Below are 26,421 nucleotides of genomic sequence, written 5' to 3'. Positions count from 1 at the left end.
GCGCAAACAACTACTCTCGCAACCTTATTCGAGCTGCTCGGCGACTTCGAGCCACTCCATCTCGGCCGTCTCCTTCTCGTCGACGACGCCGCGCAACTCGGCGCCGAGCGTCACGAGACGGCCGGGATCGCTTGCCGCGTCGGCCAATTCGACGTGAAGCTTCGCCTCCCGCTCGTCCAGCTGCGCGATCCGCCGCTCGAGTCGGTTCATCGCCTTGCGTGCCTCGCGGTGCTCCGACGCGCTCAACGAAGGCGCGGCGGGCTGCGAGGTACCGGCCGTCACCGCCGACTTCTCCCCTGTCGATACCGTCGCCTTGTCCGCCACGCCCGACAGCACCGCAGAACGGTTGTCGCCGGAGCTGCTCGCCGCAATCTCCTTGCGCCGCTGCAGATATTGTTCGATCCCACCGGGAAGATTGGTGAGCTTGCCGTCGCCGAACAGAGCCCACGTGCTGTCGGCGACGCGCTCGATGAGGTAGCGGTCGTGACTGATCACGACCATGGTTCCGGCCCAGTTGTCGAGCAGGTCCTCGAGTTGCTGCAGGGTGTCGATGTCGAGATCGTTGGTCGGCTCGTCGAGTAGCAGCACGTTGGGTTCGCCCATCAGGATGCGGGTCAACTGGAGTCGACGTCGCTCGCCGCCGGAGAGATCCCCGACTGGGGTGCGCTGGCGTGCCGGCGAGAAACCGAGCCGCTCGGCGAGCTGGCTGGCCGAGATCTCTTTGTCGCCCAGCGTGATTCGCGTTGCCACCGACTCCACGGCGTCGAGCACCCGCTGGTTGGGGTCGAGGTCGTCGAGTTCCTGTTTGAGCCAACCGATGCTGACGGTCAGTCCCTCGACCCGGCGCCCTGGCTCGACGTCGACCTCACCGGCCAGCGCCCGCAGCAATGTCGTCTTGCCCGAGCCGTTGACCCCGACGAGACCGACACGTTCGCCTGGCGCGAGTCGCCAGGTGAGGTCGTCGAGCAGGACGCGTCCCGGCGCGCCGTCGTCGCTCGGAGGTGTCTCTATGTGCGCGTCCTCGAGTTCGATCACGACGCGACCGAGTCTGCGTCGCGCAAATGCCGAGAGCGCCACCGAATCTCGCGGTGGCGGGACGTCGGCGATCAACTTCTCGGCCGCCTCGACCCGATACCGAGGTTTGGAGGTACGCGCCTGCGGTCCGCGCCGCAGCCATGCCAACTCTTTGCGCGCAAGGTTCTGGCGACGTTCCTCCGCGACGTCGGCCTGTCGTGCCCGCTCGGCGCGCGCGAAGATCCAGTCGTTGTATCCGCCCTCGTACTCATCGACCTGACCGTCGTGCACCTCCCAGGTGCGCGTGGCGACGGTGTCGAGGAACCAGCGGTCGTGAGTGACGACGACGAGCGCGCCGCGTCGAGAAACGAGGTGCTCTGCAAGCCACTGCACGCCTTCGACGTCGAGGTGGTTGGTCGGCTCGTCGAGGATCAGCACGTCGGAGTCGGTGACCAGCGCGGCCGCCAGCGCGACGCGACGCCGCTGCCCGCCGGACAGTTCGTCGACGCGTCGATCGAGAAGGCCGTCGATACCGATTCCCGCGAGGACGCCGCGCACTCGCGCATCGCCCGCCCACTCGTGGACTTCTACATCGTCGCCAACGACGACGTCGGAAACTGTTGCGCCTGCAGGTAGTTCACCGCGCTGCGTGACGACCGCGACGTGGATACCGCCGGTCTGAGAGATGCGCCCGGCGTCGGGTTCGGTGACGCCGCCGAGGATCTCGAGGAGCGTGGTCTTGCCGCCGCCGTTGAGTCCGACGACACCGATGCGCTGACCCTCGTGCACGCCGAGGCTCACCTCGTCGAGCAGCGGTTTGATCCCGTAGCTCTTACTGATGCGGTCGGCGTTGATCAGCGCGGTTGGATTGGCAGGTGACACCGGTCGAGGCTACCAATGCGCGCGGCGCAGGTCGGCGTGGCCGTCTGTGGCCCCGTGCCCTGCCGACAGGCCTAATCGCGTCCGAACGCCTGCCCGATAGTGCGCATTTCGTCGTCAAGAGACTGTTCGACGACGCTCGTGTGATCTGCACGCGGGTGTGTGACGAACGAGACGTCGGCGCCCGCCGAGCGCAATCGACGCACCAGCGAGGCCGAGAGTACGTATGGCACAACAGGATCGAACAGGCCGTGGTCGATCCGGATCGGCACGTGCCAGTCGTTGGACGGAACCGATGTGTAGTCCGCGAGCGCGTCGGTGAATGCCTTGTCGGTGAAGGCGCGCGCCACGAGCGACCCCGGCGACACCGAGCGCAGCGCATCGGAGAAGTCGCCGGAGCACTTCTGGTGCGCGAGTTCGAGGTACTTCTCCCCGGTGTCGGTCAGATGATCGCGCACGTTCAGATCGGGGCGGGCGTGGTCGAGGCCCGCGAGGATGAACAACAGCAGCCCGCCGACGATGTTTCCCTTGCCGAGGCTCGGCACGTTGGGTGTGAACGCACTGAACACCGACTCGATCCCCGACGCGGGCGCAGCGGCGACAACCTCATGTAACCGCAGTTCAGGGGCATATGCGGCAGCCATGTGTCCGGCCCAGAGTGCGGCATGTCCGCCCTGCGAATGGCCCATCGACACCCAGTCGTTGCTCAGGCGGGATTCTTCCCATCGCGCCGCACGCAGCATGTCGAGCACGGAGTGCGCGGCGGCACGACCACCGAGGTACTCCGTCTGCTCCGCCGTACCGAGGCCCGCGTAGTCGGTTGCGGTGACGGCATATCCCGCCTTCAGCGCGGCGATGACTGCGGCGTCGACTCCCGACCCCGTCTTGGTCTTCGACGGCGCGCAGGAGTCGCCGATTCCGGTGGTGCCGTGAGCCCACGAGACGATCTTCCACCCGCCGGGAGGCGGCGTGCCCTGCGGAATCCAATAGATTCCCGACGACGGCGCGCTGCGTCCGGTCTGGTCGCGTGTGACGTATTCGACGCGCTCGGCCGCTGCGGCGCCCGGCGGGAGTTGTTCGGCGGGCACCCGCTCGCGCGTGATGACGGTCCCGCCGGGCACGAGATCCTCGGCGGCGGCCTGCGGTGCCAGCATCACGCTCGCCGAGGCCGACACGACCGCGGCGAGCAGTACACCGACACCACGCGGCAGACCGCGCCGCCCGTATCGCGTTCGCACAGCGGAGCGGCGTCGAAGACGGCTTGGTTGGGCGTCGCTCATCAACACGTCACTCATCGGTCACGCGTGCGCCGGGGACAGGTCCGCTCGCGGTGCGAACCGCGCGGGCGACACCCGCGCCCGACAGTTCGGCTGCGACGTTGACCGCTGACACGTCGTCGGCGCACAGGAACGCGCATGTGGGTCCAGAGCCCGAGACGATTCCGGCGAGCGCCCCGGCGTCGACCCCCGCACGCAGGGTTCGACGCAGCGTCGGCTGCAGGCTCAGTGCGGCGCGCTGCAGATCGTTGTGCAGGTGGGAGGCGACGGCGTTGGCGTCGCCGGATGCCAACGCCGAGATCAGGGCATCGGGGTGTGCGGTCTCCGGATCGACGTCGCCCTCGGGGACATCGTGAGAACCGTTGTCCCGCAATCTATCCAGCTCGTGATAGACAGCTGGTGTCGACAGTCCGTCGCGTGCGAGGGCCAACACCCAGTGCAGATCTCCGCGGGCAAGGACGGGCACGAGGCGCTCGCCGCGGCCGGTACCGAGTGCCGTGCCGCCGCGCAACGAGAACGGGACGTCGCTGCCGAGGCCCGCGGCGAGCTCGACGAGTTCCGCGCGGTCGACGTCGAGCTTCCAGAGCGCTGCCAACGCGACGAGGGTTGCCGCGGCGTCGGCGCTGCCACCCGCCATGCCACCCGCTACTGGGATGCGTTTGACGATGTCGATCGAGACCGCGGGCTCCCTGCCGACGTACTCGCCGAGAGCGATGGCCGCGCGTGCAGCAAGGTTGGTGTTGTCGACAGGAATGTCGGAGACATCGCGCGAGCCGGAACCCCTGCCGCTGTCCCTGGTCACAGACACACTCAGCGTTGTCGCCGGGGCAACGGAGACGTCGTCGTAGATCGAGAGCGCCTGGAACACGGTCACGAGATCGTGATAGCCGTCGGCACGCAACGGTCCGACGCCGAGGTGCAGGTTGACCTTCGCGGGCACCCGCACACGCACGGCGTCGGACACGACCGACAACGACGTAGGAGACACAATGTTCCAGCGTAATGGACTGCGGTCCGAGTGAGGGTCTGGGCGAGGAGCCGGGAGAGGTGCTGACGGCTCGACAGCCGGTGTGACGAATCGATGAGCGTAGCGTCGATGTCGAGGCGGATGTGTTGTCGAGGCGGGTGCGATCCGGTCCTGCGCCACATGCGTCGGTCTCATCGCCTTCCTCCGGGTCCAGCAAGCGGCCATCTCTCCTGCCAGAGTCTCGACGTTCGCGACCGATGGAGTTCACGACATGGCAATTCGATTCGGCTACACCTTGATGACCGAGCAGGCCGGGCCCCGACAACTCGTCCGGGACGCGGTCAGTGCCGAAGCCGCGGGCTTCGACTTCGAGGTATCCAGCGACCACTACTCTCCCTGGCTGTCGGCGCAGGGACACGCGCCTTACGCGTGGACAGTGCTCGGTGCCATCGCGCACGCGACCGAGCGCGTCGGGCTGATGACCTACGTGACATGTCCGACGATGCGCTACCACCCGGCCGTCGTCGCGCAGAAGGCCGCGACGCTGCAGATTCTCGCCGAAGGACGGTTCACGCTCGGCCTCGGCAGCGGCGAGAACCTCAACGAGCACGCTGTCGGAAAGGGGTGGCCGTCGGTCGGTGACCGGCAGGAGATGCTCGTGGAGGGCATCGAGATCATCGGAGCACTCCTCGACGGCGGACTGCTCGACTATCGCGGCGAGTTCTTCCAGGTCGATTCCGCGAAGCTGTGGGACGTCCCCGAGGACGGCGTGCCGATCGGTGTCGCAGTCGCAGGTGAGCGCGGCATCGGACAGTTCGCGCCGATCGCTGATCACCTCATCGCAGTACAGCCGGAGGCGTCGCTGATCTCGCTGTGGAACGAGGTCGACGACGCTCCGACGATCGGCACGGACGCACGCGCGATCGGCCAGATCCCGATCTGTTGGGATCCCGACGCAGACGTCGCGAAAAAGCGTGCCCACGAACAGTTTCGGTGGTTCAGCGGCGGCTGGGACGTCAACGCCGACCTACGCACCACTGCAGGATTCGCCGCGGCAACGAAGTACGTGACACCCGACGACGTCGCGGCGTCGATCCCGTGTGGACCCGACCTCGACGCGATCGTCGAGGCTGTGAGCGCCTACTGGAAGGCGGGCTTCACCGACGTCGCGCTCATCCAGATCGGCGCCGACTCACAGCAGGCATTCTTCGACGAAGCCGCCGAGCCACTGCTCGCGAAGCTGCGGTCAGCTGCGGGGTGAGCGCCCGGTCGACGGTCTCAAGCGCCCAGTCGACAGTCTCGAGCGCACAGTCGACAGTCTCGAGCGCCCAGTCGACGGACTCGAGCGCCCAGTCGACAGCTCAGGCGGGCTCGACGCCCGCGAGGCGCACGAAGTCGCCGACGTCGAGCTTCTCGCCGCGGATCTGTGGGTCGATGCCCGCCGCGCGGAGTCGTCGTTCGGCTTCGGCGGGCGATCCCGCCCAAGTGGCCAACGCCGATCGCATCGTCTTGCGGCGCTGCGCGAAGGCGGCGTCGATGACGGCGAAAACCTGTGCGCGGGTGGCTGATTCATCGACGTACGGGTCCGTACGGGTGATGCGGACGAGACCCGACTCGACCTTGGGCTCCGGCCAGAAGACGTTACGTCCCACGGCACCTGCGCGGGCCACGTCTCCGAAATATCGTGCTTTGACGCTCGGCACACCGTAGACGCGGGAGCCGGGGCCTGCCGCGAGTCGGTCGGCAACCTCGGCCTGCACCATGACGAGAGCCGTTGCAATCGAGGGAATTTCGGTCATCAGGTGCAGCAGCACGGGCACCGCAACGTTGTACGGCAGGTTCGCGACGATCGCGGTGGGGGTCACCGGCAGATCGTCGGCGGTCACGGCCAGTGCGTCGGCGGTGACGACGTCGAGTGCGTCGGCACGCTGGGGAGCGAACTCGTCGACGGTGTGCGGCAGCCGCTGAGCGAGTTTCGGGTCGATCTCGACGGCGACGACCCGTCCCGCGGTGCCCAGCAGCGCGAGCGTCAGCGAGCCGAGGCCTGGTCCGACCTCGAGGACGGTGTCGTCAGGCCCGACACCCGACGCCGCGACGATGCGTCGAACCGTGTTGGCGTCGTGGACGAAGTTCTGTCCGAGTGTTTTGGTCGGACGAACGTCGAGCTCCGCGGCGAGGCGTCGGATCTGTGCCGGGCCGAGCAGCCGCGGAGCGGGCGATTCCGCGTCGTCTGTCAGCGCAGGCCCAGACTCGACGAGCAGGCGGGCCAAGCGCCCCACCCCTGCGCTGCCTGGGTCTTCGAGGCAACCGCGATCTGCTCCTCACGCGTGGCGAGGTCGGCGCGCGGCGCGTACTCCTGGCCGCCCCAGCGATCCCAGGTGTTCTGGTCGAACTGGATGCCGCCAAAGAAGCCGTTGCCGTTGTTGATGGCCCAGTTTCCGGTCGACTCACACTGCGCGAGACGGTCCCAGACCGAACCCGACGGCACGTCGGGCGCGCCTTCCTTGGTGCCGATCTTGACGGTTGCGGCGATCGGAGCAGCGAGCTGGTCGGCGGAGAGCTTGTCGCGCTTGACGACCTTGCCGTTGACGATCGTGACGTTGTAGGTGACGTTTGCGCGTCCCGGCTTGCCCGCCTTCACGACGACCTTCTTGTCGCGGATGAGGGTCGGATCGTCCTGCTTGATCTCCGGCGGGGCGACGTCTTCGAGCACGGTGTCCCGCTCGGTCCGGATACGGGTGACGTCGATGACCATGTTCGGCGCGACCTTGGTGTCCGCAGCCGGAGTGACCTTGTCCTCGTCGGACAGCGGCTTGCCGGTCGCGGTGAGAACATCGGCGACGGTCGCAGCGGGCACGGTGGTGTTGAACCGCACTCCGCCGTCGACAACAGTGACGGCCTTGGGCAGGGTGACGTCGACGACGGCACCGCTGACCGGGATGGCTCCGCCGGCCGAGAAGTTGGTCTGGTCTTCGCCGTGAGCGAGTCCCTTCTCGGCGAGAAGCTCGTCGACCTTGACCGCGGTGGTCTTCACCTGCTGCTTTTGACCCTCGACGTCGAGGACGACGGTCTTGAGGCGCTTCATGGTGATCGTCGAGCCGTCGTCGAAGCCGGAATCTGCTCCCGGGCTGACCTGGTCGCCTTCGGCCGGGGTGTACCCCTGCGAGCGGAGCACCGAATCGACCGACATCGCCATGGTCGAGACCTTCATGGTGTGACCGTCGACGTCGAGCGTCACGTTCTTGTGCATCGCAACGCCCGCGACGCCACCGGCGGCGAGGGTGGCGAGCACGGCGCCAACGGCCACGCGAGCGCGCATCGATTCTGAGTTGTGAATTCTCGCAAGTACAGACAAGGTCCAAGCATCCTGATCGGCGACAGAGTCAACCCACGTCAGGCGTCGCAGGAGCGAGTTACAGAGGCTCTGTGGCCCCGAGATCACTCCCGAAGAAAGACCGAATCATCCGATCAATCGACGCCCACCATCACGCGGGATCACAATACGATAACGAGACGGGGCGATTACCGCAAAGGTAGCTGGTAGGCGCGTCGCGCGTTCTCGCCGAGCGTCCTGGCCAACGATTCGGCGTCGACTCCACGCGTCGACGCCAAAGACCTCGCCGTGTACGGCAGACAGTACGACTGATTGGGTTGTCCCCGATAGGGATCCGGCGTCAGGAACGGAGCGTCGGTTTCGACGAGCAGCAACTCATCCGGCACAACGCGTGCGGCATCTCGCAGCGACGCGGCATTGGCGAAGCTCACAGTGCCCGCGAAACTGAGGAAGTAGCCTCGTTCGACGCACTCGCGTGCAACGTTTTGGTCACCGGAGAAGCAATGCATGATCACGGTGTCAGGAGCGCCCTCATCAGCCAAGATGTCCAGCACATCGCGGTCGGCCTCGCGGTTGTGGATCATCAACGGCTTACCGATGCTCTTCGCGAGCCTGATGTGCCAGCGGAAGGCTTCGTGCTGGATCTCGGGCTTCGCACAGTCGTCGGACCGGGCGGGCCAATAGTAATCGAGACCGGTCTCGCCGACCGCCACCACCCTCGGATGCTGCGCCATCTGCTCCAGCTCCCGCGAGGTCGCGTCGTCGAGGTCGCCCGCGTGCATCGGGTGCAGCGCGACCGCCGCGTAGACCCGGTCATCCCAGTCCGCCGCCGATACGGCCCACCGAGCGTCGACCATGTCGTCGGCAACTGTGACAATCATCTCTACGCCGACACTTTCGGCATGGTCGACGATGGCGCGAACGGTCTCCGGCGAACGCCCGCCGCACGCGGCGAGGTGCGTGTGCGCGTCGATCAGCCCGTAGAGCGGCGTCGGGTCCGGCGGCGGCTCGCGGCGTCGACGCTTCTTTGCGGCCTTGGCGCTCTCGGTCGTCGATTCTCCAACCGGCTGCGTGCCGGCCGAAGTGTCTGCACCATCCGTCATGGACTCGACTCTAGAAGGTGACGGACGCGACCCCGTCGGAGAGCTAGAGAGCAGAAAGCAGCGATCAGAGATCGACGGTCCCGCTGATGACCGTCGTCGACTGCCCGCCGACCCAGATGTGCTCGCCGTCGTCGTCGATGTGGACTCGTCCCGAACGCTGCACGGCGGTGCCCTGCGATGCCACATAGCTCGCGCCCACGCGGCCGTTCGAACGCAGCCACACCGCGATCCCCGCGTTGAGACTGCCGGTGACGGGGTCTTCGCCGACGGCCTCGCCGCCCGCGAGACCGCGCACCTCGAACTCGACGTCCGGGTCGTCGGGGTGCCCGGACTCGTAGCGTCCGAGGAGGCCGACGTCGTGCGGCCCCAGTGCAGCGAGGTCGGGTCTCGCCGAGAGCACCCGTTCCGCGGAGTCGAGTTCGAGCACGAACCACGGCGGACCGTTGTCGATCCATTCCGCGGCGCGGACGTGCTCACGTGAGAGTCCGAGGGACGGAAGAACCTCGTCGACGAGGGCGTCGTCGACCGGACCCGATCGGCGCAGCGGGGGCGCCGCGAAGGCGAGCCGATCGCCGTCACGACGAATCGTGACCAGTCCGACGCCGCACTCCTGAACGACGTTCGCACCGCGCGGCGATCCGCCCGCGGCGAGCCACGCGTGCGCCGACCCGAGCGTCGGGTGTCCCGCGAAAGGGAGTTCGCCACCGGGAGTGAAGATGCGCAGTCGATAGTCGGCGGCGGGGTCGGTCGGAGACTGGATGAACGTCGTCTCGGAAAGATTAGTCCAGCGAGCAAATGCCGCCATATCATCGTCGGAGATCCCGTCTCCATCGACAACGACGGCAACGGGGTTGCCGCGCAACGGTTTCGAGCTGAACACGTCGACCTGGGCGAAACGTCGGGACTGCTGCACTGAAGACATGAACCCATGCTCGCCGCCGCGACCGAGGGTTGTCCAGCGATTTGCGACGACGGATCTCGCGCCGCCGGGCACCGGCGCGACGCGCCGCTGCGCACCTGGGCTCGACGTGTGGTCTGTGCGCATACCGCGCCGTGAACCCCCCAGGCGGGTAGCGTGTCGGACGTGTTGGGTTTGCCAGAACAGATCTCGGTCGCCCTATTCGACCTCGACGGTGTTCTCACGAGTACCGCCGTCCTACATCGCGTTGCGTGGAAAGCCGCCTTCGACGACTTCCTACGTGACCGCGACGGCGACGACTTCGTGCCGTTCACCGAACAGGACTACCTCGACTACGTCGACGGTCGTCCACGGGAGGACGGTGTGCGCGCGTTCTTGTCGTCACGCGGCATCGACGATGTCGATGAGACGACGACCGAGCGAATCGGCTCGGAGAAGAACGCGATGTTCCTGGACAAACTCTCCAGTGACGGCGTGAATCCCTATCCCGGGTCGGTGCGTTATCTGCAGGCCGCCCAGGAAGCCGGGCTACGCATCGCAGTGGTGACATCGTCGAAGAACGGAGAGGCCGTACTCGACGCTGCAGGACTGTCGAAGTACGTGGAAGTGCGTGTCGACGGACAGGAAACGGCCGCACGTGGACTGCGCGGGAAACCCGCGCCCGACTCATTTCTCTTGGGGGCAGAATTGATGGGCGTCGAACCGACGGCAGCAGCCGTCTTCGAGGACGCGATCTCAGGTGTACAGGCAGGCGTGGCAGGCCACTTCGGCTACGTCGTCGGTATCGACCGAGTCGGCGGCACCCAGGCTGAGGCGATGCGCACCACGGGCGCCGACATCGTCGTCAACGATCTCGACGAGCTGATCCCCGCATGAGCCGCACCACAGAACAGACCACCGGATTCGACATCGATCCGTGGCAGTTGCACTGGCGCGGAGTCGATCTCGAGAAGCTCGGTCGAAACGAGACGCTGTTCGCCCTGTCCAACGGCCACATCGGACTGCGTGGGAGCTTCGAAGAGGGTGAGCCGGTCGACCATCCCGGCACCTACCTCAACGGCTTCTATGAACTGCGGGATCTGCCGTACGCCGAAAGCGGCTACGGTTACCCCGAATCCGGCCAGACCGTCGTCAATGTGACCGACGGCAAGATTATTCGCCTCCTCGTCGAGGACGAGCCGATGGATCTGCGATACGGCCGCACCGAAGAACACTCGCAGACACTCGATTTCCGTACCGGAACGCTGCGTCGCAACACTCTCTGGACCTCGCCGACCGGCCGCACGGTGCGTATCAAGTCCGAGCGGCTGGTGTCGTTCACCAAACGCACCATCGCCGCAATCCACTACGAAGTGGAGCCCGTCGGCGAAGACATGAAGATCGTGCTGCAGTCCGATCTGCTCGCCAACGAGCCGGTTCCGGTGCCGGGCAACGATCCCCGACTCGCCGCAGCGCTCGAGTCGCCACTGGTCTCCGACCTCGCGACGTGTCGCAACTACTGGGGCATCCTGGTGCACCACACCAAACAGTCCGGGTTGCACATGGCGGCGGGCATGGATCATCAGATCGACTTCCCCGGTGCGGCAGACAGTTTCATCCGTGCCGACGACGATCTGGCCCGGCTGACCATCGCGGCGAACGTTCCGGAAGGAACGTCGTTGAAGATGACCAAGTACATCGGATACGGGTGGTCGGCGCGACGGTCGGTTCCCGCACTTCGTGCTCAGGTCGACGCCGCCCTCGCCATGGCGATGGAGACCGGCTGGGAATCGTTGAAGGCGATGCAGACCGCCTACATGGACGACTTCTGGCGCGACGCCGACATCGAACTCGACGGCGATCCCGAGGTTCAGCAGGCGGTGCGCTTCGCGCTCTTCCACGTGCTGCAGGCCGGTGCGCGCGGACAGTCACGCGCGATCCCCGCCAAGGGACTCACCGGACCGGGATACGACGGCCACACCTTTTGGGACACCGAGAGTTTCATCCTGCCCATGCTCACCTACACCGTCCCGGCGGCAGCAGGTGAGGAATTGCGTTGGCGCCATTCGACGATGGACAAGGCGAAGTCACGCGCAGCAGAACTCGGACAGCGTGGCGCCATGTTCCCGTGGCGCTCGATCAATGGTGACGAGTGTTCGGGCTACTGGCCTGCCGGTACCGCGGGTGTGCACGTCAGCGCCGACATCGCCAACGCGACCGCACGCTACATGCGCGCCACCGAGGACGAACAGTTCGAAACCGAGTGCGGCGTCGAGCTTCTCGTCGAGATCGCCCGTCTCTTCGCCGGCCTCGGGCATCACGACGTCAACGGACACTTCCGGCTCGACGGTGTGACCGGACCCGACGAGTACACCGCCGTCGTCAACAACAACGTGTTCACCAATCTCGCTGCGCAACTGGCACTTCGCGACGGAGTGGCCTGGGTCCATCGCCGCCCCGATCTCGCGCAGAAGTACGGCGTGACGAATGCTGAAGCGGCGCACTGGGAATCGTGCGCCGACGACATGACGATCCCGTACGACGACGCACTGGGAGTCCACCAGCAGTGCGAGGCGTTCACCCTGCTCGGCGCGTGGGATTTCGCGGCGTCGGTCGGCAAATACCCACTGCTGCTGAACTATCCGTACTACGACCTGTACCGCAAACAGGTGGTCAAGCAGGCCGACCTCGTGTTCGCGATGTACATGTTCGGCCGGGCGTTCACCGAGGAACAGAAGCTCCGCAACTTCGACTACTACTATCCGCTCACCGTTCGCGACTCCTCGCTGTCGGCGTGCTGTGAGGCCGTGACGGCTGCCGAAGTGGGCTATCTCGACCTCAGCTACGACCTCCTCGCCGAATCGGTCTTCACCGATCTTCACGACCTACACAGCAACGTCAGCAGTGGTCTGCACATCGCCGCGCTCGCGGGTGCGTGGATGGACTGCGTCGCGGGATTCGGCGGCATGCGCGACTTCGGTGGCCACATCACGTTTGCGCCCCGGCTCCCACCGCGACTGACCTACATGTCTTTCCGTATGACGGTGCGGGATTCGAAGATCGTCGTCGCCGTCGACAAGAAGACCGCGACGTACCGCCTGCTGTCCGGTCCGAAGATCGATCTCGCGCACCACGGTGAGAAATTCACGCTCACCGCGGAGCACCCGGTGACGCGCGACATCGCAGAGATCGAACATCGCGAGCCGCCGAAGGCACCGGTGGGCTGCGAGCCGTATCATCGAGACTGATTCCCGGGTGGCCGAGCCCGACGCCTCAGTGCGTCGGCTTGGCCTCCGGGTCGGCCTTGATGTTGCGCGCGATGCGCGTCCGCAGTTCTCTCAGAACGTCTTTCGACGCCTCCGCCCACGGCATCAGGATCGGGAAGACGTGGAACATACCGCGACCCTCGTATCCGTACACGCCGACACCGTTGGCCTCGAGTTTCCCGACGAAGTCGCGGATGCCGTCGCGGAACATCTCGTACTCGCCCCAGCAGACGAACGTCGGGGGAAACCAGTCGGGACTCGGTTCGGCGTAGACGATCGACACCCTGACGTCGTTGGGCTGCACGCCGTGCAGGTACGGGGTGACCGGGATGCTCCACGGCAGGATGTCGTACTTGGCGTTCTCGGTCACCGAGGCGTTGTCGAGGTCGAGGTCGATCTCGGGCGAGAACAGCGCAAGCGCCGCCGGCCGAGGCATGCCCTGGTTGTGCAGATAGCTGATCAACGACGTCGCGAGACCACCACCGCCGGAATCTCCCGCAACCATCAGGTGATCGGCGTCGATCCCCCGGTCGAGTAGGCCCTGGTAGACGTCGGCGGCGTCGAGAACTCCTGCGGGAAAGGGGAACTCGGGTGCCATTCGGTAGTCCGGGATGAAGATCTCGAAACCGGTGATCCGAACCAGCGCTGCGGCGAATGCCGAGTACATGATCGGCGTCGTACCGATGTATCCACCACCGTGCAGGTACAGAACAGTTGCCCCGATGGATTCCTTGGTTTCGTCGTCGTCGACGAATTCGTCGCTGCTGGCCTTGGCGCGGCACCAGATTCCCGACACGCCGTTGATCTCGTCTTCGGAGATGTCGACCTTGCCCGCGAGTTCGATGACCGGCGGCAGGACGACGTTGCAGATGTCGTCGAGCGCCTTCTCCATCGAACGGAACTCCTCGATGGGCAGTCCCATCGAATACCCCATGAACGCGCGAATGGTGTTCCTGGTGACGGACTGGCCGACGTTGTCGAGGAATCCGGCAGGCCCCTTCCACGGTTTTGAGAAGGGCACTCGCGCGAGACCGTTCAGCAGACTCTCGCCGAGGCCAACCATCGTCAACGCCGCGACGGGCTTGGATGCGGTCTCCACCTCGGGTCGATCAGCCATCACCATGCGGTCAGAATACGGGACGTGTCACTTCGATCGGCCTCGATGAACGCACGGTCGGCTGTCTCGAGCGCCCAGTCGGCACGATCTGGCGCACAGTCGGCACGATATGGCGCACGGTCGGCGATATCGAGCGCCCAGTCGGCCGTCTCGAGCGCCCAGTCGGCCGTCCCCGAGCGCGCGGTCGACGCGGGGCGCTCGGGCGTCGGGCGACCAAGTATCCTGGCAGGCACTATGCCCACTGATCTGACCAGCACCGACACGCGTACATCACACGGCGCCGGGCGTCCGTACTACATCACGACGGCCATCGCCTACCCCAACGGCGCACCGCACATCGGGCACGCCTACGAGTACATCTCGGCCGACGCACTCGCCCGGTTCAAGCGTCTCGACGGATTCGACGTCCGATTCCTCACCGGAACCGACGTGCACGGGCAGAAGATGCAGCAGACCGCGGAGAAAGAGGGCATCCCGACGGCGGAGCTGGCCAAGCGCAACTCCGATCGCTTCCAGGCTCTCCAGGACCGCCTCGGCTCCAGCTACGAGCGCTTCATCCGAACCTCCGACGACGACCACAAGCGCGCGTCGGAAGTCATCTGGAAGCGCATGGCCGACACGGGCGACATCTACCTCGACACCTATTCGGGCTGGTACGACGTCCGTGACGAGACCTTCTACGCCGAGACCGACACCACGGTCAACGAGGCGGGCGAGCGCGTGGCCTCCGACAACGGGCACGTCCTGACCTGGACCGAGGAACAGACCTACTTCTTCCGACTCTCGGCGTATCAGGATCGACTGCTCGAACTGTACGAATCGCACCCGGAGTTCATCGGACCAGATGTCCGACGCAACGAGGTGGTCAGCTTCGTCAAGGGCGGCCTCACCGACCTGTCGGTCTCGCGCACCACGTTCGACTGGGGCGTCCCGGTGCCCGGGCATCCCGATCACGTCATGTACGTGTGGGTCGACGCGCTGACCAACTACCTCACCGGCGTCGGCTTCCCCGACGACGCCGCCACGTTTGAGCGGTACTGGCCCGCCGATCTGCATGTGATCGGCAAGGACATCATCCGCTTCCACTGCGTCTACTGGCCGGCGTTTCTGATGAGCGCAGGAATCGAACTGCCCAAGCGGGTCTTCGCGCACGGCTTCTTGTTCAACAAGGGCGAGAAGATGAGCAAGTCGCTCGGCAACGTCGTCGATCCGGAGAGCCTCCTCGACGAGTTCGGCCTCGACCAACTCCGCTACTTCCTGCTGCGCGAGGTGCCCTACGGCCAGGACGGCTCGTACTCCGCCGAGAGCATGACCGCACGCGTCAACGCCGACCTCGCCAACGAGTTCGGTAATCTCGCGCAGCGCACGCTGTCGATGATCGGCAAGTACTTCGACGGTGCGGTCCCGACCCCCGGCGCCTACACCGACGCCGACTCCGAGATCCTCGACGCCACAAGCACACTGCTGCCGCGCGTGCGCGACAACTTCGACGTGCAGGCGATCCATCTGGGACTCGAGGCACTGTGGTCAGTGCTGGCGCAGACCAATCGGTACATCTCGGCACAGGAACCGTGGAAGCTCGCGAAGACCGACCTCGAGCGGACGGGCACCGTGCTCTACGTGTGCGCAGAGGTGGTTCGCGTGGTCGCACTGCTGGCGCAGCCGGTCATGCCGACGTCGTGCAACGCGCTGCTCGACCTACTGGCTGTGGGCGACGATCGAGAGTTCACAACCGTCGACGATCGCCTCACGCCCGGAACCCAATTGCCCAAGCCCACAGTGATTTTCCCGCGCCGCGACGCGTGAGCGGTGTGCGGTGACGCGTTGACCCCGACCGCGACGGACCTGCTACGCACGCTGCAGGTGGCGACCGCGCGTCGCGGATCACCGCCTCCCGCAGCCCTTGTGGGCGACTGGTGGGATGCCGACGCGGTCATCGCGCCGTCGATCGAGTTGCGCCCAGGTCTTACACCACCCGATCGTCCCGACCGATTCTGGTTGGGATACTTGGGTTTTCCGGTGCGCGGCGTCGAATCAGCATTGCCGACGATCGCCGGTGGTGAGACCGACCACCTCCTGGTGCTCAAGGATGGGCACTGGCAGCACGTCAGCGCCTCCGGCACCGGGCCGCCCGACTGGGTGCGCGAGGTATTGGCCGATGCCGCAACGGAAGTCGACGACTCGACCCGAGGGTGGTCGACCCGGTGGGAACCGCCAGACCCTCGACCACACCTGGCAGCGATCGAACACTGTCTCGAGGCCATCAGCGCTGGTGAGATCTATCAGGCATGCCTGTGTACCCGATTCACCGGAACACTCACCGGATCTGCGTGCGGGTTCTTCGCAGATCTCGCGTCGCACACCCGACCCGCGAAATCCGCTTTCCTACAGGGCGATTGGGGCGCAGTGGCGAGCTTCTCCCCCGAGACCTTCCTGTCCCGACGTGGCGAGCGTGTGTGGTCGGCACCCATCAAGGGCACGATCGCCGCGGGCGACGACCCGACGGTGCTCGCGGCGTCGTCGAAGGACATCGCCGAGAACATCATGATCGTCGACCTCGTACGCAACGACCTTGGTCGTGTGGCATGCACCGGGTCTGTGCGCGTCGAGAGGTTGCTCGAGGTCGTCGGCGCGCCGGGCGTGTGGCACCTCGTCTCGCGGGTCGGGGCGCAACTGCCGCCGGAGATCGGCAACGTGGCGTTACTCGATGCCACGTTCCCCCCGGCGTCGGTCACCGGAACACCCAAGCTCAGGGCCATGCAACTGCTGGCCGACTGGGAGCGCGACCCACGCGGGGTGTACTGCGGGGCAGTCGGATTGGCAGGTCCAGGAGGCCTGCTCGACCTCAACGTCGCGATCCGGACAGTCGAGATCGCACCCGACGGCTCGATGGCGCTGGGCGTCGGTGGCGGCATCACCGCCGATTCGGATCCGCGTCGTGAATGGCAGGAATGCCTCGACAAAGCCGCAAGTGTGATCAACGCGCGACCGAGTGTGCTCGGCTAACGTTATCGATATGAATTGGGCCGCGACCGTCCAGCAGGCCGCCGAGATCACCACCGACCTCGCCGATATCCGAGCCTCGATCATCAGTGAATCACTCGGCGCTGACGCGGTCGGCTCGACACAGACTGCGCACCGCTATCCGGACAACTACACGCCGCCGACATCAGTTCTCGAATCGTGGCTGCGCGCCCGCACCCGCGGACACCAACGCGACACTCATCAACCCGAACTGGTCAATGCCGACGAACTCGACCGTCGCCGTGAACAGAGTTCGCTTCGGCACGCGTCGACGGCAGCCCGGGCGATCGTCGAGGCAAGCGCCGACGAATCCGAGCTCGTCTTCGGGATGTTCGACGCCGACGGCGTGATGCTGTGGGGACAAGCGGATTCCCGACTCCGCGACGCGGCGCACGGGTTGCACATCACCGAGGGTGCGCGCTGGGATGAAGAATCGGCCGCAACGACCGTGGTGGGACAGGTACTCGCCGACCCCAGACCGCAGCGCGTCTACCCCGCCGAGCATTACGCGAAGGCACTGGGCGACTGGTACTGCACGGGAGCTCCCGTCCTCGATCGGGTCACCGGCGACGTCGCCGGGGTGATTGCCTTCGGAGGGCAGATGAATGCCGTCCAGCCCGCGACGCTCATGCTTGCAGCGTCTGTCGCCGAGTTCTGCGCCCGCGACGTCTCTGACGAGCACCAGCGCAGACTGAGCACGTTGCGTGAGGTCGGCGGAAAGACGTTGTCCGCCTTCAAGGCTGCGCTACTCGTCGACGACGACGGTCTCGTCGCAGACAGCCGCGGAGTGATCGCCCCGACCAGGATCGCCCCACCGAGCGACGGTGAGCTGCGCTTCGTGACGGGGCTCGGTGTGTGCGTCGCCGAGCGCATCGTCGGCGGCTGGGTGGTACGCCCGGCAGGACCGCCGGGTCCGATTCTCATCGAGCTCGACCTCCGCGGCGAACCGTCGATTCATGTCACCGACGGTCCCGACCACATCACCATCGTCATCACGCGACGTCACGCGCAGATCCTGCTACTGCTTTCCGACGCCGGGCGCGCGGGCCTCACCTCTGCGGAGTTGAGCAAGATGCTGTTCGGCGACGCGACCCACGAGGTGTCGGTGCGGTCCGAGATGTCGCGCCTGCGCCGGGCCGTCGGCACCCTCGTGGCCAGTCGGCCGTACCGGCTTGCCACCGACGTGACGCTGACCGTCGTCCCCGACTGACGGTCGGCTGATTGTCCAGCAGTCCCGGTCAGCTCGGTGACCTGCGACGCTAGTCCGTCTCGGTGCGTGCGGCCAGGACCGCCTCGTAGATGTCGCGCCGCGACACGCCCGTACCCTCGGTGACCTGTGCGCAGGCTTCCTTGAGTCGTAGACCACCCGCGACGAGCTGTTCGGCCTGTTCGACGAGGTCGTCGACGGCCGGTACCCGACGTTCCCCCGGCGCCAGGACGACGGTGATCTCGCCACGGACGCCCTCGGCCGCCCACTGCGCGAGGTCGGCGAGCGGGCCCCGACGGATCTCCTCGTACGTTTTCGTCAGTTCCCGACACACCGCCGCCTCGCGATCGGGTCCGAGAACGTCGACGGCGTCGACGAGGGTGTCGGCGAGGCGGTGGGGCGAATCGAAGAAGACAACGGTGCGCGGCTCGTCGACGAACTGGGTCAGCCAGTCGAGCCGTGCCTGATGTTTGCGTGGCGCGAAACCCTCGAAGCAGAAGCGGTCCGACGGTAGGCCGGAGACCGCCAGCGCAGTGGTCACCGCCGACGGTCCGGGCAGCGCGGTGACTCGCAGACCCGCCGCCGCACATGCTGCGACGATCTTGTGGCCCGGATCGCTGACCGATGGCATGCCGGCATCGGTGACCAGTAGCACTGTGCTTCCGGCGCGGATCGCATCGAGGAGCGCCGGGGTCCGTGCGGCCTCCACCTGGTCGTAGTAGCTGACGACGTTTCCGGTGATCGTCACGTCGAGCGCTTGGGCCAGCGCCCGAGTGCGTCGGGTGTCCTCAGCCGCCACGATGTCGGCGGTCGCGAGGGCATGCCGCAGACGCGACGACGCGTCGTCGACCTGACCCATCGGGGTCGCGGCCAGGACGAGTCGACCGTTGCCCGTGTCGGTGTCGGACGCGTCCGGAGCGGGAATCATGCGAATCACTGTACGAGCGGGACATTACGATGGTCCGGGTGACCATCGTCGACGGACCCATCGCTGCGCCCGCCGCCGATCCGACGCCCGCCCGCGGACGCCTGCTCAAGGTGGCCGCGCTGCGTTCGACGCGGGTCCGACCCGACCCCGAAATCGAGGTGCCGCTCTTCGGCGCACCCGACCGAACGCGGGGCCTGATCGTCGGTCTGATCATCACTCTGGTGGCCACCGCCACCCGCTTCTGGGGGCTGAACCACCCCACAGACCAGGGCACACCGGTCTTCGATGAGAAGCACTACGTTCCGCAGGGCTGGCAGGTGCTGACCGGCGGCAACTGGATCGAGGACAATCCGGCCTACGGACTCGTCGTGCATCCACCGGCCGGCAAGTGGCTGTTGGCCGTCGGCGAGTGGATGTTCGGATACAGTCCGCTCGGTTGGCGGGTCATGTCCGCGGTCGCGGGCGTCGCGATCGTGGTGTTGATCTACCGGGTCGTGCGTCGAATGGCACGGTCGACACTCATCGGAGCGATCGCCGCGGTATTCGCGATATGCGACGGCGTGCTGTTCGTGCAGTCACGCATGGGCATGCTCGACATCTTCCAGTGCCTGTTCGTGGTCGCGGCATTCACCGCGGTCATCTGCGACCGCGACCAGGTACGCGAGCGGATGTTCAACGCCTACCTCGACGGCCGCATCAACGACTCACAGTTCGGACCTCGCCTGGGCTTCCGGTGGTACCGCTTCACCGCGGGTGTGATGCTCGGACTGACGTGTGCGACGAAGTGGTCGGGCATCTACTACATCATTTTCTTCGGCCTGCTGGTGATCGGATTCGACGTCGCAGCGCGCAAGGCCTATCACGTTCGACGCCCCTGGGCGGGCGCGCTGGTTCGCGACGCCGTACCCGGCGTCGCGAGCCTCGTCGTGATGCCGATCGCCATCTACTTCGCGAGCTTTGTCCCGTGGTTCACGAGCGAGACGTCGGTGTACCGCTACCAGGTCGGCAACACGATCGGGACCGACGGACCGTACGCGTGGGTGCCCGGCGCGTGGCGATCGCTCTTGTACTACGAGGCCGGGGTGCTCAAGTTCCACGCCGGTCTGACGAACTCGGCGGGCAACCACCACCCCTGGGAGTCCAAGCCGTGGACGTGGCCCATGAGCCTGCGCCCCATGCTGTACGCACTGGAGAACGGACCCGACCAATGTGGCGGCGGCCAATGTGTCCGCGCCCAGATGCTGATCGGCTCACCGGCAATGTGGTGGCTGGCGATTCCGATGCTGCTCTGGGGGTTGTGGGCCTTTCTGATCCGACGCGACTGGCGCTACGCCGCGGTGATCGTCGGATACGGCGCGGGCTTTCTGCCATGGTTCGCCGAACTCGACCGCCAGATGTATTTCTTCTACGCGACGGTCCTGGCACCGTTCCTCGTGATGGGCCTGGCTCTGTGTTGTGGCGACACACTGCGCGCGACCAGATCGTCGCCGACCAGACCCCGGCCGGAACGGCAGGTTCTCGGCATCATCGTCGTCGCGATCTACATCGGGCTGGTCGTCGCGAACTTCGCCTGGCTGTGGCCGATCCTGACCGCGAGTCCCATCTCGCCCGAGGAATGGCACCAACAGATCTGGCTGCCGAGCTGGGGCTGACGCGCGGGCGGGGTGGTTTCGACAAGCTCAACCAACGATGGGCGGGGTGGTTTCGACAGGCTCAACCAGCGGCGGGGCGCTCAGCCAGCGGGGTGCTCGTCGCCGCCGACGGCCCGCGTGACCAGGTCGACGATCGTGGCGTCGTCGACTCCCATCGCACGCAGCGCGGCGACGTGGTCGACGGTGGCGCGCTGGGCATCGTCGAGCGTCGTGTTCGATCCGGCTTTGACGAATGTTCCGCGTCGGCCCCTGGTCTCGATGATCCCGGCGGCCTCGAGTTCGCGATAGCTTTTCGCGACCGTGTTGGGGGCGAGGTCGAGGTCGGCGGCTAGTGCGCGCACCGTCGGAAGTCGTTCTCCGACAAGCAGTTGGCCCCGTGTGACGAGGTCGATGACGCCGAGGCGGACCTGTTCGAAGGGTGCGTGATCGGAGTCGTGGTCGATGGCGAGCCGTGCGGCGAGGTCCATCGTCGACCTCAGAGCGGGTCCCGCGACAGCGGACACGACATGCACCGTGGACCGCCACGGCCGGAGCCGAGTTCACGGCCCTCGATCTCGATCACCTCGATACCCGAGTCGACGAGTCTGCGGTTGGTCTCGACGTTGCGGTTGTAGGAGACCACGACGCCCGGTTCGACAGCGAGAGTGTTGTTCCCGTCGTCCCACTGCTCGCGCTCTGCGGTGACCGGGTCGAGGCCGGTGTCGATGACGCGGAGTTTGCCGATGCCCATCGCGTCCGCGGCCGCCTCCACGAACGGGCGTGGCCCGCTCACGTCGACGTCGCCGTCGCCGAGGTCGCGCAACGTGAACGCCGACATGCTGTCGCGGATGTTCGGATACATCACGACGGCATCGGCGTCGACCATGGTGCAGACCGTGTCGAGGTGCATGAATGCGCGCTGCTGCTCGATCGGAACCGCCAGCGCGGTGTGCGCCAGTCCGTCGGCGAACAGGCTGCGCGCCAAGGCTTCTGCGCCGGCGGGGGTGGTGCGTTCACCGACTCCCACGGCGACGACTCCCGGCGCCAGCAGCAGCACGTCGCCTCCTTCGACGGGGGCGACCTGCGATTCGTACGCGCGGCGCGCACCCGTGAACAGCGGGTGGTGCGCGTAGATCAGATCGGTCAGTGAGGTCTCTCGCACGCGGGCGGGCAGAGCGAGCGAGGTGATCGCGAATCGAGGCCCGATCCAGAACGAACTGTCGCGGGTGAACAGCAGATTGGGCAGCGGCGCTATGGCGAACTCCGGCCCGACGTGCATGCGACGCACCAGCGACGCCGACTCCGCCGCCGGGGTCAACGGCAACTCGTCAAAGGTCATGCCGGCGGTCAACACGTCGGCGAGTTGTGGTGCGGGCAGGCCGCGCAGGTACCCGGCCAGTTCTTCGGCAAGGTGCGGTCCGAGTAGTCGGGAGTTCACTGCTGCTGCGATTCCCTGGATTCGCGCGGCGCCGCTGTGGTCGAGCGTCTCGGTGAGCAGATCGCCGAGGAGAAAGACGTCGACGCCGCGCGCGGTGAGTGCGGCCGCGAACTCGTCGTGCTCCTCTTGAGCGCGGGCGACCCAGGGCAATCCGTCGAACAGCAGTTGGTCGCTGTTGCGCGGGGTGAGGCGCAGCAGTTCGTCGCCGGGACGGTGCAGCATCACCGCGCGTAGTCGGCCGACCTCCGTGTTGGAGCCGAGTGTGTAGTCACCGCTGGCAGTCGACGCAGGCATGGATCAAATCTAGTCGCCGAGTGCCGCGCATGCTCGACGCCGAACATCAGGGTGCGTCGGGATCGGACTGCTGCGTCGGATGCAGTCGCGGGACGGCACCGACAACTTCGGGAGCCGACTCGCGGGCGAACAGCCATGCGACGAACGCAACGGCTGCCACCGCTCCGGTCAGCACGAATGCCGGGCCGAATCCGACAGCTCCAGCAACGAACCCGACGATCAGTGGACCGGTGACCGCACCGAGATCCGACGACATGCTGTAGGCCGCCAGCGCCGAACCACCCTGCCGTCTGGCGCCGAGAACGTCGGCGAGCGCGGCCTGATGCGTCGGGGCGAACAATCCCGATCCGACACCGGCGAACAGCGAGAGCACCAGCGCGAAGACGATATTCGGCGAAAACCCGAGCAGGGCTGTCGAGATCGCCATGATGGCGAGGCCGGGAAGCATCACCGGTCGACGACCGAGCCTGTCGGACATCCTTCCCGCGACCAGGATCGCGGCGACGTTACCGGCCGCGTACACGGCGAGGACCACACCGGTCATGGCGGCCGACTCGTCGAGTCCCTCGGTGATGAACAGCGGCACCACCGCGACGCGCACACCCATCGACGCCCAACCCTGCGTGAAGTTCGACGCGATGATCGCGCGGTAGGCGCTGTCGTGCAACGCGGTTCGCAGCGACATCGCACCTCGTTGCGGAACGTCGGAGACCTCGGGCGCTGCGGTGTCGCGCAGTTGCGTTGCGACGACCGCCGACGCGATCAACAGTGCGACGGCGTACACCACGAACGGCATGCGCAATCCGAACCCGACCAGCGCGCTGCCGATCAGTGGGCCGGTGATGTTGCCGATCAGGAAGCCCGCGGAGAAGAACCCCGAGACCTTGCCGCGGATCTCGTTGGGCGACAACCTGATCAGCAGTGCCATCGCCGACACCGTGAACATCGTCGAACCGATACCACCAGCACCGCGGAACAGCAGGAGCTGAATGTAGTTCTGCGCGAATGCACATGCCAATGTGCTCGCCGCGACGATCAGCAGACCGGTCAGGTAGATGCGTCGTTCGCCGAGGACCGTCACCAGGCGTCCGGTGGCGGGCGCGAAGACCAGTCGCATCACCGCGAACGCCGACACCACTGCCGACACAGCGGTGTAGCCGACGTCGAAACTGCGCGCGAAGGTCGGGAGTGCGGGCGCGATCAGACCGAAGCCGAGCGCGATGACCACGTTGGCAGCCAGCAGCACCCAGATCCCGCGAGGAATCTGCTTCACTCAGATCACGGCTCCTCCGGAAGCTTGTCGAGCGCTTCGGCGGTCAGTGCGCGACCCAGCTCGATCATCTCCGTGGCCTTGTGAAAATCCAACGTGCGCACGGCTTTACGTGGCACCCGAATCAGAATGTCCGGCGGGTATCCCGCGATCTGGTAGCGGGTCAGCGCGATCGACATGATGTCGAGAGAGCGCAGCAGGATCTCGATCCTGCCCATCGGAGCCGCTTTGGCACCGTCGTCGACCTCGCTCGCCGTTGACAGCGTCTCGACGTCGTCGGATCCGTCCGACAAGGCGGGCGCGTCCTCGTCGCGAGCGTCGTGGCTCCCGGAATCGTCGGCCTCGACGCCGAACCGTTCGCGAACCGAGCGCACCCAGTCGTTTTCCAACAACGGGGTGATGTTGCGGCGGATCACGCCCTTGGTCTTGGGTGCTCGACTCGCGCCGTGTTCTGCGCCCTCGTCGGCGTCGAGCACCACGCCGATCGTCACGTCGCTGCTGACCGCCGACGTCGGCGCGACGGGCAGTGGGTCGAGGATGCCGCCGTCTGCGAGGAGTCGGCCGTCGACCTCGTGGGGCCGGATCACACCGGGGATCGCGATCGACGCCCGGATGGCGTCGACGAGGCTGCCCTTCTGGAACCACACCGGTCGACCTGCGGCGAGGTCGGTGGCGACCGCGGTGAACGGGATCTCGAGGTCTTCGATCACGGTGTCGCCAAGGATCTCCCGGACCCGCGCCAGGATGCGCTCAGCGCCGATCATCCCGCCCGGCTTGGACAGCGAGACGTCGAGCAGACGCATCACGTCGAGCTGCGACAAACCGCTGATCCAGTCGACGTAGTCGTCGAGACGCCCGGCACAGTAGAGCCCGCCGACCAGCGCACCCATCGATGATCCGGCGACGCTGACGATCTCGTACCCGCGGGCGTCGAGTTCGGTGACGACGCCGATGTGTGCGTAACCGCGAGCTCCCCCGCTACCCAGAGCGAGGGCCACGCGAGACGGTCGGGCCATGATGCTCAGCCTAACGATGACGTCCGACGCCGCACGCGTCAGTCGATCGGAAGCCGCCTCGGACCCGGACCCTGCCGGTTCAACTCATCGCCAGGGTTGAGCAGGTGGCACGCACCCAACGAGAGGCAACCGCATCCGACGCACGATCCGATCATGTCGCGCATCGTCTCGAGCAGGTCGATGCGGTGATTGATGTCGGCGATCCACCGCTGCGACGCCGCCTCCCACATCGCCCGCGACGGCGACTCGTGATCGCCGAGCTCGGTGAACACCTCACCGATCACCGCAAGCGGTATCCCCGCAGCCTGGGAGGCGCGGATGAACGCGACCCTCCGCAGCATCGCGCGGTGGTAGCGCCGCTGATTACCCGACGTGCGCCGCGAGAAGATCAGCCCCTGGTCTTCGTAGAACCGCACGGCCGACGGCGCGATGCCCGCGCGCTGCGCCAGCTCACCGACGGACAATTCGATCTTCTTCAGGCCCATACAACGACAATAGGCGACTTCAAGTGAACTTGAAGTCGCCTTGCCCGCTGATCGAGCTTGCCCACCGCTGATCGAGCTGCCCACCGCTGATCGAGCTTGCCCACCGCTGATCGAGCTTGCCCACCGCCGATCGAGCCGCCCACCGCTGATCGAGCTTGCCCACCGCTGATCGAGCTTGTCGAGATCACTCACCCGAGCTCGCCGACCCGCCAGACCTAAACGTGTGTCCTATCGATAGATGTGGGTGCTGCAGCACCCAACTCCTTCGATTGGACACACATTTAGGGTGCGGCTCTCCGGTGGCCCAGCCCGGTCAGCTCCGGACGACCATCACGGGGGCGTTGGCCTCCCGCAGCACCTTCTGGCTCGTCGATCCCAGGAGCAGGCCGGTGAAGCCTCCGCGACCACGGCTGCCGACCACGATCAGCGACGCCTTGTCGCCTGCGGCGTCGAGCACGGCCTTGGCCGGGTCCTCGGGGATGACCTTCCGCTCGATCGTGACGTCGGGGAAGTCGGAGGCGAAGCCTGCCAGCCGCTCGGCGAGTGCCTCGACGGCATCCTGCGACATACGGGTGACCTCGTCGGGATCGATTCCGTAACCATGCAGGGCGTCGACGTCGAGCGGGGTCCAGGTGTGCACCGCGACCAGCGACACATTGCGCAGTGACGCCTGCCGGAATGCCTCCTTGATGGCGGCCTCGCTCACGGGCGAGTCGTCGATGCCGACGACGACAGGTCCGTCGGTGTTGCCCTCGCCGTCGATCACGACGACGCGGCCGTGGTGGTGTGCGGCAACCGTGATGCTCACGGAACCGAGGAAGAGTCCCTTCACGCTGCCGAGCTTGCGTGTTCCGACGACGATCAGAGCAGCGTCCTTGCCGAGTTCGAGGAGCACACGCGCAGCGTCACCGTCGACGATCGACGTATGGATGGTGATGTCGGGCGCAACTTCCTTGGCTGCGGCCGCAGCGCTCTGCACCGCATCGGTGGCGTCCTGCCGGATCGCATCGATCACGTCCTGCGGGATGATGAGCCCAGGCGCGTAGTCGCTCGTGCTCGCGTCGTAGACCCCGACCAGCTTGAGGTCGAGGTGCTCGAGTTCTGCTTCCTTGGCTGCCCAACGGACTGCTGCCGTTGCCGCTTCAGAACCGTCGACGCCGACGAGAATCGCATTCATCTGTTTTCCAACTCCTCACAACTGTCTGCTCAGTAACCCTCACCATCCATCGTGCCCGCCGACGGTTGCGAGGGCAATGGAACAAGGTCCCGAAGG

The 26,421-nt window shown here is 66.3% G+C and carries 24 protein-coding genes; 7 read left to right on the top strand and 17 right to left on the bottom strand.

Annotated elements, in window-relative coordinates; all coding sequences use genetic code 11:
- Positions 1–24: 24 nt before the first annotated feature.
- The 3 genes from ABW18_RS05825 to ABW18_RS05815 all read right to left on the bottom strand — a co-directional run bounded on the left by ABW18_RS05825 (position 25) and on the right by ABW18_RS05815 (position 4,158).
- The gene (locus ABW18_RS05825; protein WP_049697977.1) at positions 25–1,896 is read right to left on the bottom strand and encodes an ABC-F family ATP-binding cassette domain-containing protein; all 1,872 of its coding nucleotides are present in this window, start codon (positions 1,894–1,896) and stop codon (positions 25–27) included.
- 71 nt (positions 1,897–1,967) lie between these two features.
- Positions 1,968–3,104, bottom strand: a complete 1,137-nt coding sequence (locus tag ABW18_RS05820; RefSeq protein ID WP_152930024.1) for a lipase family protein — start codon at positions 3,102–3,104, stop codon at positions 1,968–1,970.
- Positions 3,105–3,180: 76 nt separating this feature from the next.
- Positions 3,181–4,158: a 4-(cytidine 5'-diphospho)-2-C-methyl-D-erythritol kinase gene (locus tag ABW18_RS05815; RefSeq protein ID WP_049697976.1), complete on the bottom strand. Its 978-nt coding sequence runs from the start codon at positions 4,156–4,158 to the stop codon at positions 3,181–3,183.
- Between the two features lie 250 nt (positions 4,159–4,408).
- Here ABW18_RS05815 and ABW18_RS05810 point away from each other — a divergent pair, with 250 nt between their 5' ends.
- Entirely contained in the window at positions 4,409–5,398 is a 990-nt protein-coding gene (locus ABW18_RS05810; RefSeq protein WP_049697975.1) for a TIGR03557 family F420-dependent LLM class oxidoreductase, read from the top strand.
- A 100-nt stretch (positions 5,399–5,498) separates the two neighbouring features.
- Here the strand turns inward: ABW18_RS05810 and rsmA are convergent, their stop codons facing one another.
- The 4 genes from rsmA to ABW18_RS05790 form a co-directional block, all read right to left on the bottom strand.
- Complete coding sequence (gene rsmA, locus ABW18_RS05805) at positions 5,499–6,407, bottom strand: 16S rRNA (adenine(1518)-N(6)/adenine(1519)-N(6))-dimethyltransferase RsmA (protein WP_049698112.1); 909 nt, start codon at positions 6,405–6,407, stop codon at positions 5,499–5,501.
- Positions 6,371–7,456, bottom strand: a complete 1,086-nt coding sequence (locus ABW18_RS05800; protein WP_049697974.1) for a resuscitation-promoting factor — start codon at positions 7,454–7,456, stop codon at positions 6,371–6,373. Before ABW18_RS05800 ends, rsmA begins: the two co-directional genes overlap by 37 nt.
- Before the next feature lie 203 nt (positions 7,457–7,659).
- Positions 7,660–8,574, bottom strand: a complete 915-nt coding sequence (locus ABW18_RS05795) for a TatD family hydrolase (protein ID WP_049697973.1) — start codon at positions 8,572–8,574, stop codon at positions 7,660–7,662.
- Between the two features lie 64 nt (positions 8,575–8,638).
- A complete protein-coding gene (locus tag ABW18_RS05790) occupies positions 8,639–9,496 on the bottom strand; it encodes a PhzF family phenazine biosynthesis protein (protein WP_049698111.1) in 858 nt (285 codons plus the stop codon).
- 162 nt (positions 9,497–9,658) lie between these two features.
- Here ABW18_RS05790 and ABW18_RS05785 point away from each other — a divergent pair, with 162 nt between their 5' ends.
- Both ABW18_RS05785 and ABW18_RS05780 read left to right on the top strand, forming a co-directional pair.
- Entirely contained in the window at positions 9,659–10,369 is a 711-nt protein-coding gene (locus ABW18_RS05785) for an HAD family hydrolase (RefSeq protein WP_049698110.1), read from the top strand.
- A complete protein-coding gene (locus ABW18_RS05780) occupies positions 10,366–12,720 on the top strand; it encodes a glycoside hydrolase family 65 protein (protein ID WP_049697972.1) in 2,355 nt (784 codons plus the stop codon). The genes ABW18_RS05785 and ABW18_RS05780 overlap by 4 nt, the downstream gene beginning before the upstream one ends.
- A gap of 25 nt (positions 12,721–12,745) precedes the next feature.
- Here ABW18_RS05780 and ABW18_RS05775 read toward each other — a convergent pair whose 3' ends face one another.
- Positions 12,746–13,861 (bottom strand): alpha/beta hydrolase, encoded by a 1,116-nt coding sequence (locus tag ABW18_RS05775; RefSeq protein ID WP_049697971.1) that lies wholly within the window; start codon positions 13,859–13,861, stop codon positions 12,746–12,748.
- Positions 13,855–14,088: an alanine-zipper protein gene (locus ABW18_RS05770; protein WP_049697970.1), complete on the bottom strand. Its 234-nt coding sequence runs from the start codon at positions 14,086–14,088 to the stop codon at positions 13,855–13,857. The genes ABW18_RS05775 and ABW18_RS05770 overlap by 7 nt, the downstream gene beginning before the upstream one ends.
- Before the next feature lies 1 nt (position 14,089).
- Here ABW18_RS05770 and metG point away from each other — a divergent pair, with 1 nt between their 5' ends.
- Genes metG through ABW18_RS05755 form a run of 3 tightly spaced genes read left to right on the top strand, consistent with a single transcriptional unit; the run spans position 14,090 to position 18,089 of the window.
- Positions 14,090–15,661: a methionine--tRNA ligase gene (gene metG / locus ABW18_RS05765; protein WP_049697969.1), complete on the top strand. Its 1,572-nt coding sequence runs from the start codon at positions 14,090–14,092 to the stop codon at positions 15,659–15,661.
- A gap of 18 nt (positions 15,662–15,679) precedes the next feature.
- Entirely contained in the window at positions 15,680–16,861 is a 1,182-nt protein-coding gene (locus ABW18_RS05760) for an aminodeoxychorismate synthase component I (RefSeq protein WP_049698109.1), read from the top strand.
- A gap of 10 nt (positions 16,862–16,871) precedes the next feature.
- Positions 16,872–18,089 (top strand): GAF domain-containing protein, encoded by a 1,218-nt coding sequence (locus ABW18_RS05755; RefSeq protein WP_049697968.1) that lies wholly within the window; start codon positions 16,872–16,874, stop codon positions 18,087–18,089.
- Positions 18,090–18,138: 49 nt separating this feature from the next.
- Here the strand turns inward: ABW18_RS05755 and rsmI are convergent, their stop codons facing one another.
- Positions 18,139–19,014 carry a 16S rRNA (cytidine(1402)-2'-O)-methyltransferase gene (rsmI, locus tag ABW18_RS05750; protein ID WP_049697967.1) on the bottom strand — a complete coding sequence of 292 codons (876 nt, stop codon included), beginning with the start codon at positions 19,012–19,014 and terminating at the stop codon, positions 18,139–18,141.
- A 29-nt stretch (positions 19,015–19,043) separates the two neighbouring features.
- Between rsmI and ABW18_RS05745 the strand changes: the two genes are divergently transcribed.
- Complete coding sequence (locus ABW18_RS05745) at positions 19,044–20,666, top strand: dolichyl-phosphate-mannose--protein mannosyltransferase (RefSeq protein ID WP_083444311.1); 1,623 nt, start codon at positions 19,044–19,046, stop codon at positions 20,664–20,666.
- A gap of 80 nt (positions 20,667–20,746) precedes the next feature.
- Here the strand turns inward: ABW18_RS05745 and ABW18_RS05740 are convergent, their stop codons facing one another.
- From ABW18_RS05740 to ABW18_RS05715, 7 genes are all read right to left on the bottom strand, one after another.
- Entirely contained in the window at positions 20,747–21,133 is a 387-nt protein-coding gene (locus ABW18_RS05740; RefSeq protein WP_049697966.1) for a GntR family transcriptional regulator, read from the bottom strand.
- An 8-nt stretch (positions 21,134–21,141) separates the two neighbouring features.
- A complete protein-coding gene (locus ABW18_RS05735) occupies positions 21,142–22,377 on the bottom strand; it encodes an arginine deiminase (RefSeq protein ID WP_049697965.1) in 1,236 nt (411 codons plus the stop codon).
- 46 nt (positions 22,378–22,423) lie between these two features.
- Positions 22,424–23,650, bottom strand: coding sequence for an MFS transporter (locus tag ABW18_RS05730; RefSeq protein WP_049697964.1), 1,227 nt, complete (start codon positions 23,648–23,650; stop codon positions 22,424–22,426).
- Positions 23,651–23,655: 5 nt separating this feature from the next.
- The gene (locus tag ABW18_RS05725) at positions 23,656–24,663 is read right to left on the bottom strand and encodes a patatin-like phospholipase family protein (protein WP_049697963.1); all 1,008 of its coding nucleotides are present in this window, start codon (positions 24,661–24,663) and stop codon (positions 23,656–23,658) included.
- Between the two features lie 38 nt (positions 24,664–24,701).
- Positions 24,702–25,148, bottom strand: a complete 447-nt coding sequence (gene soxR / locus ABW18_RS05720) for a redox-sensitive transcriptional activator SoxR (RefSeq protein ID WP_049697962.1) — start codon at positions 25,146–25,148, stop codon at positions 24,702–24,704.
- 19 nt (positions 25,149–25,167) lie between these two features.
- A complete protein-coding gene (locus ABW18_RS23110) occupies positions 25,168–25,311 on the bottom strand; it encodes a hypothetical protein (RefSeq protein ID WP_156528179.1) in 144 nt (47 codons plus the stop codon).
- A 150-nt stretch (positions 25,312–25,461) separates the two neighbouring features.
- Positions 25,462–26,325: a universal stress protein gene (locus tag ABW18_RS05715; protein WP_049697961.1), complete on the bottom strand. Its 864-nt coding sequence runs from the start codon at positions 26,323–26,325 to the stop codon at positions 25,462–25,464.
- Positions 26,326–26,421: the final 96 nt, after the last annotated feature.

The organism is Gordonia jacobaea (assembly GCF_001186365.1).
Taxonomy (GTDB): Bacteria; Actinomycetota; Actinomycetes; order Mycobacteriales; family Mycobacteriaceae; genus Gordonia; species Gordonia jacobaea.
The sequence above is the reverse complement of the archived record's forward strand: the minus strand, read 5'-3'. Positions and strand labels throughout refer to the sequence as shown.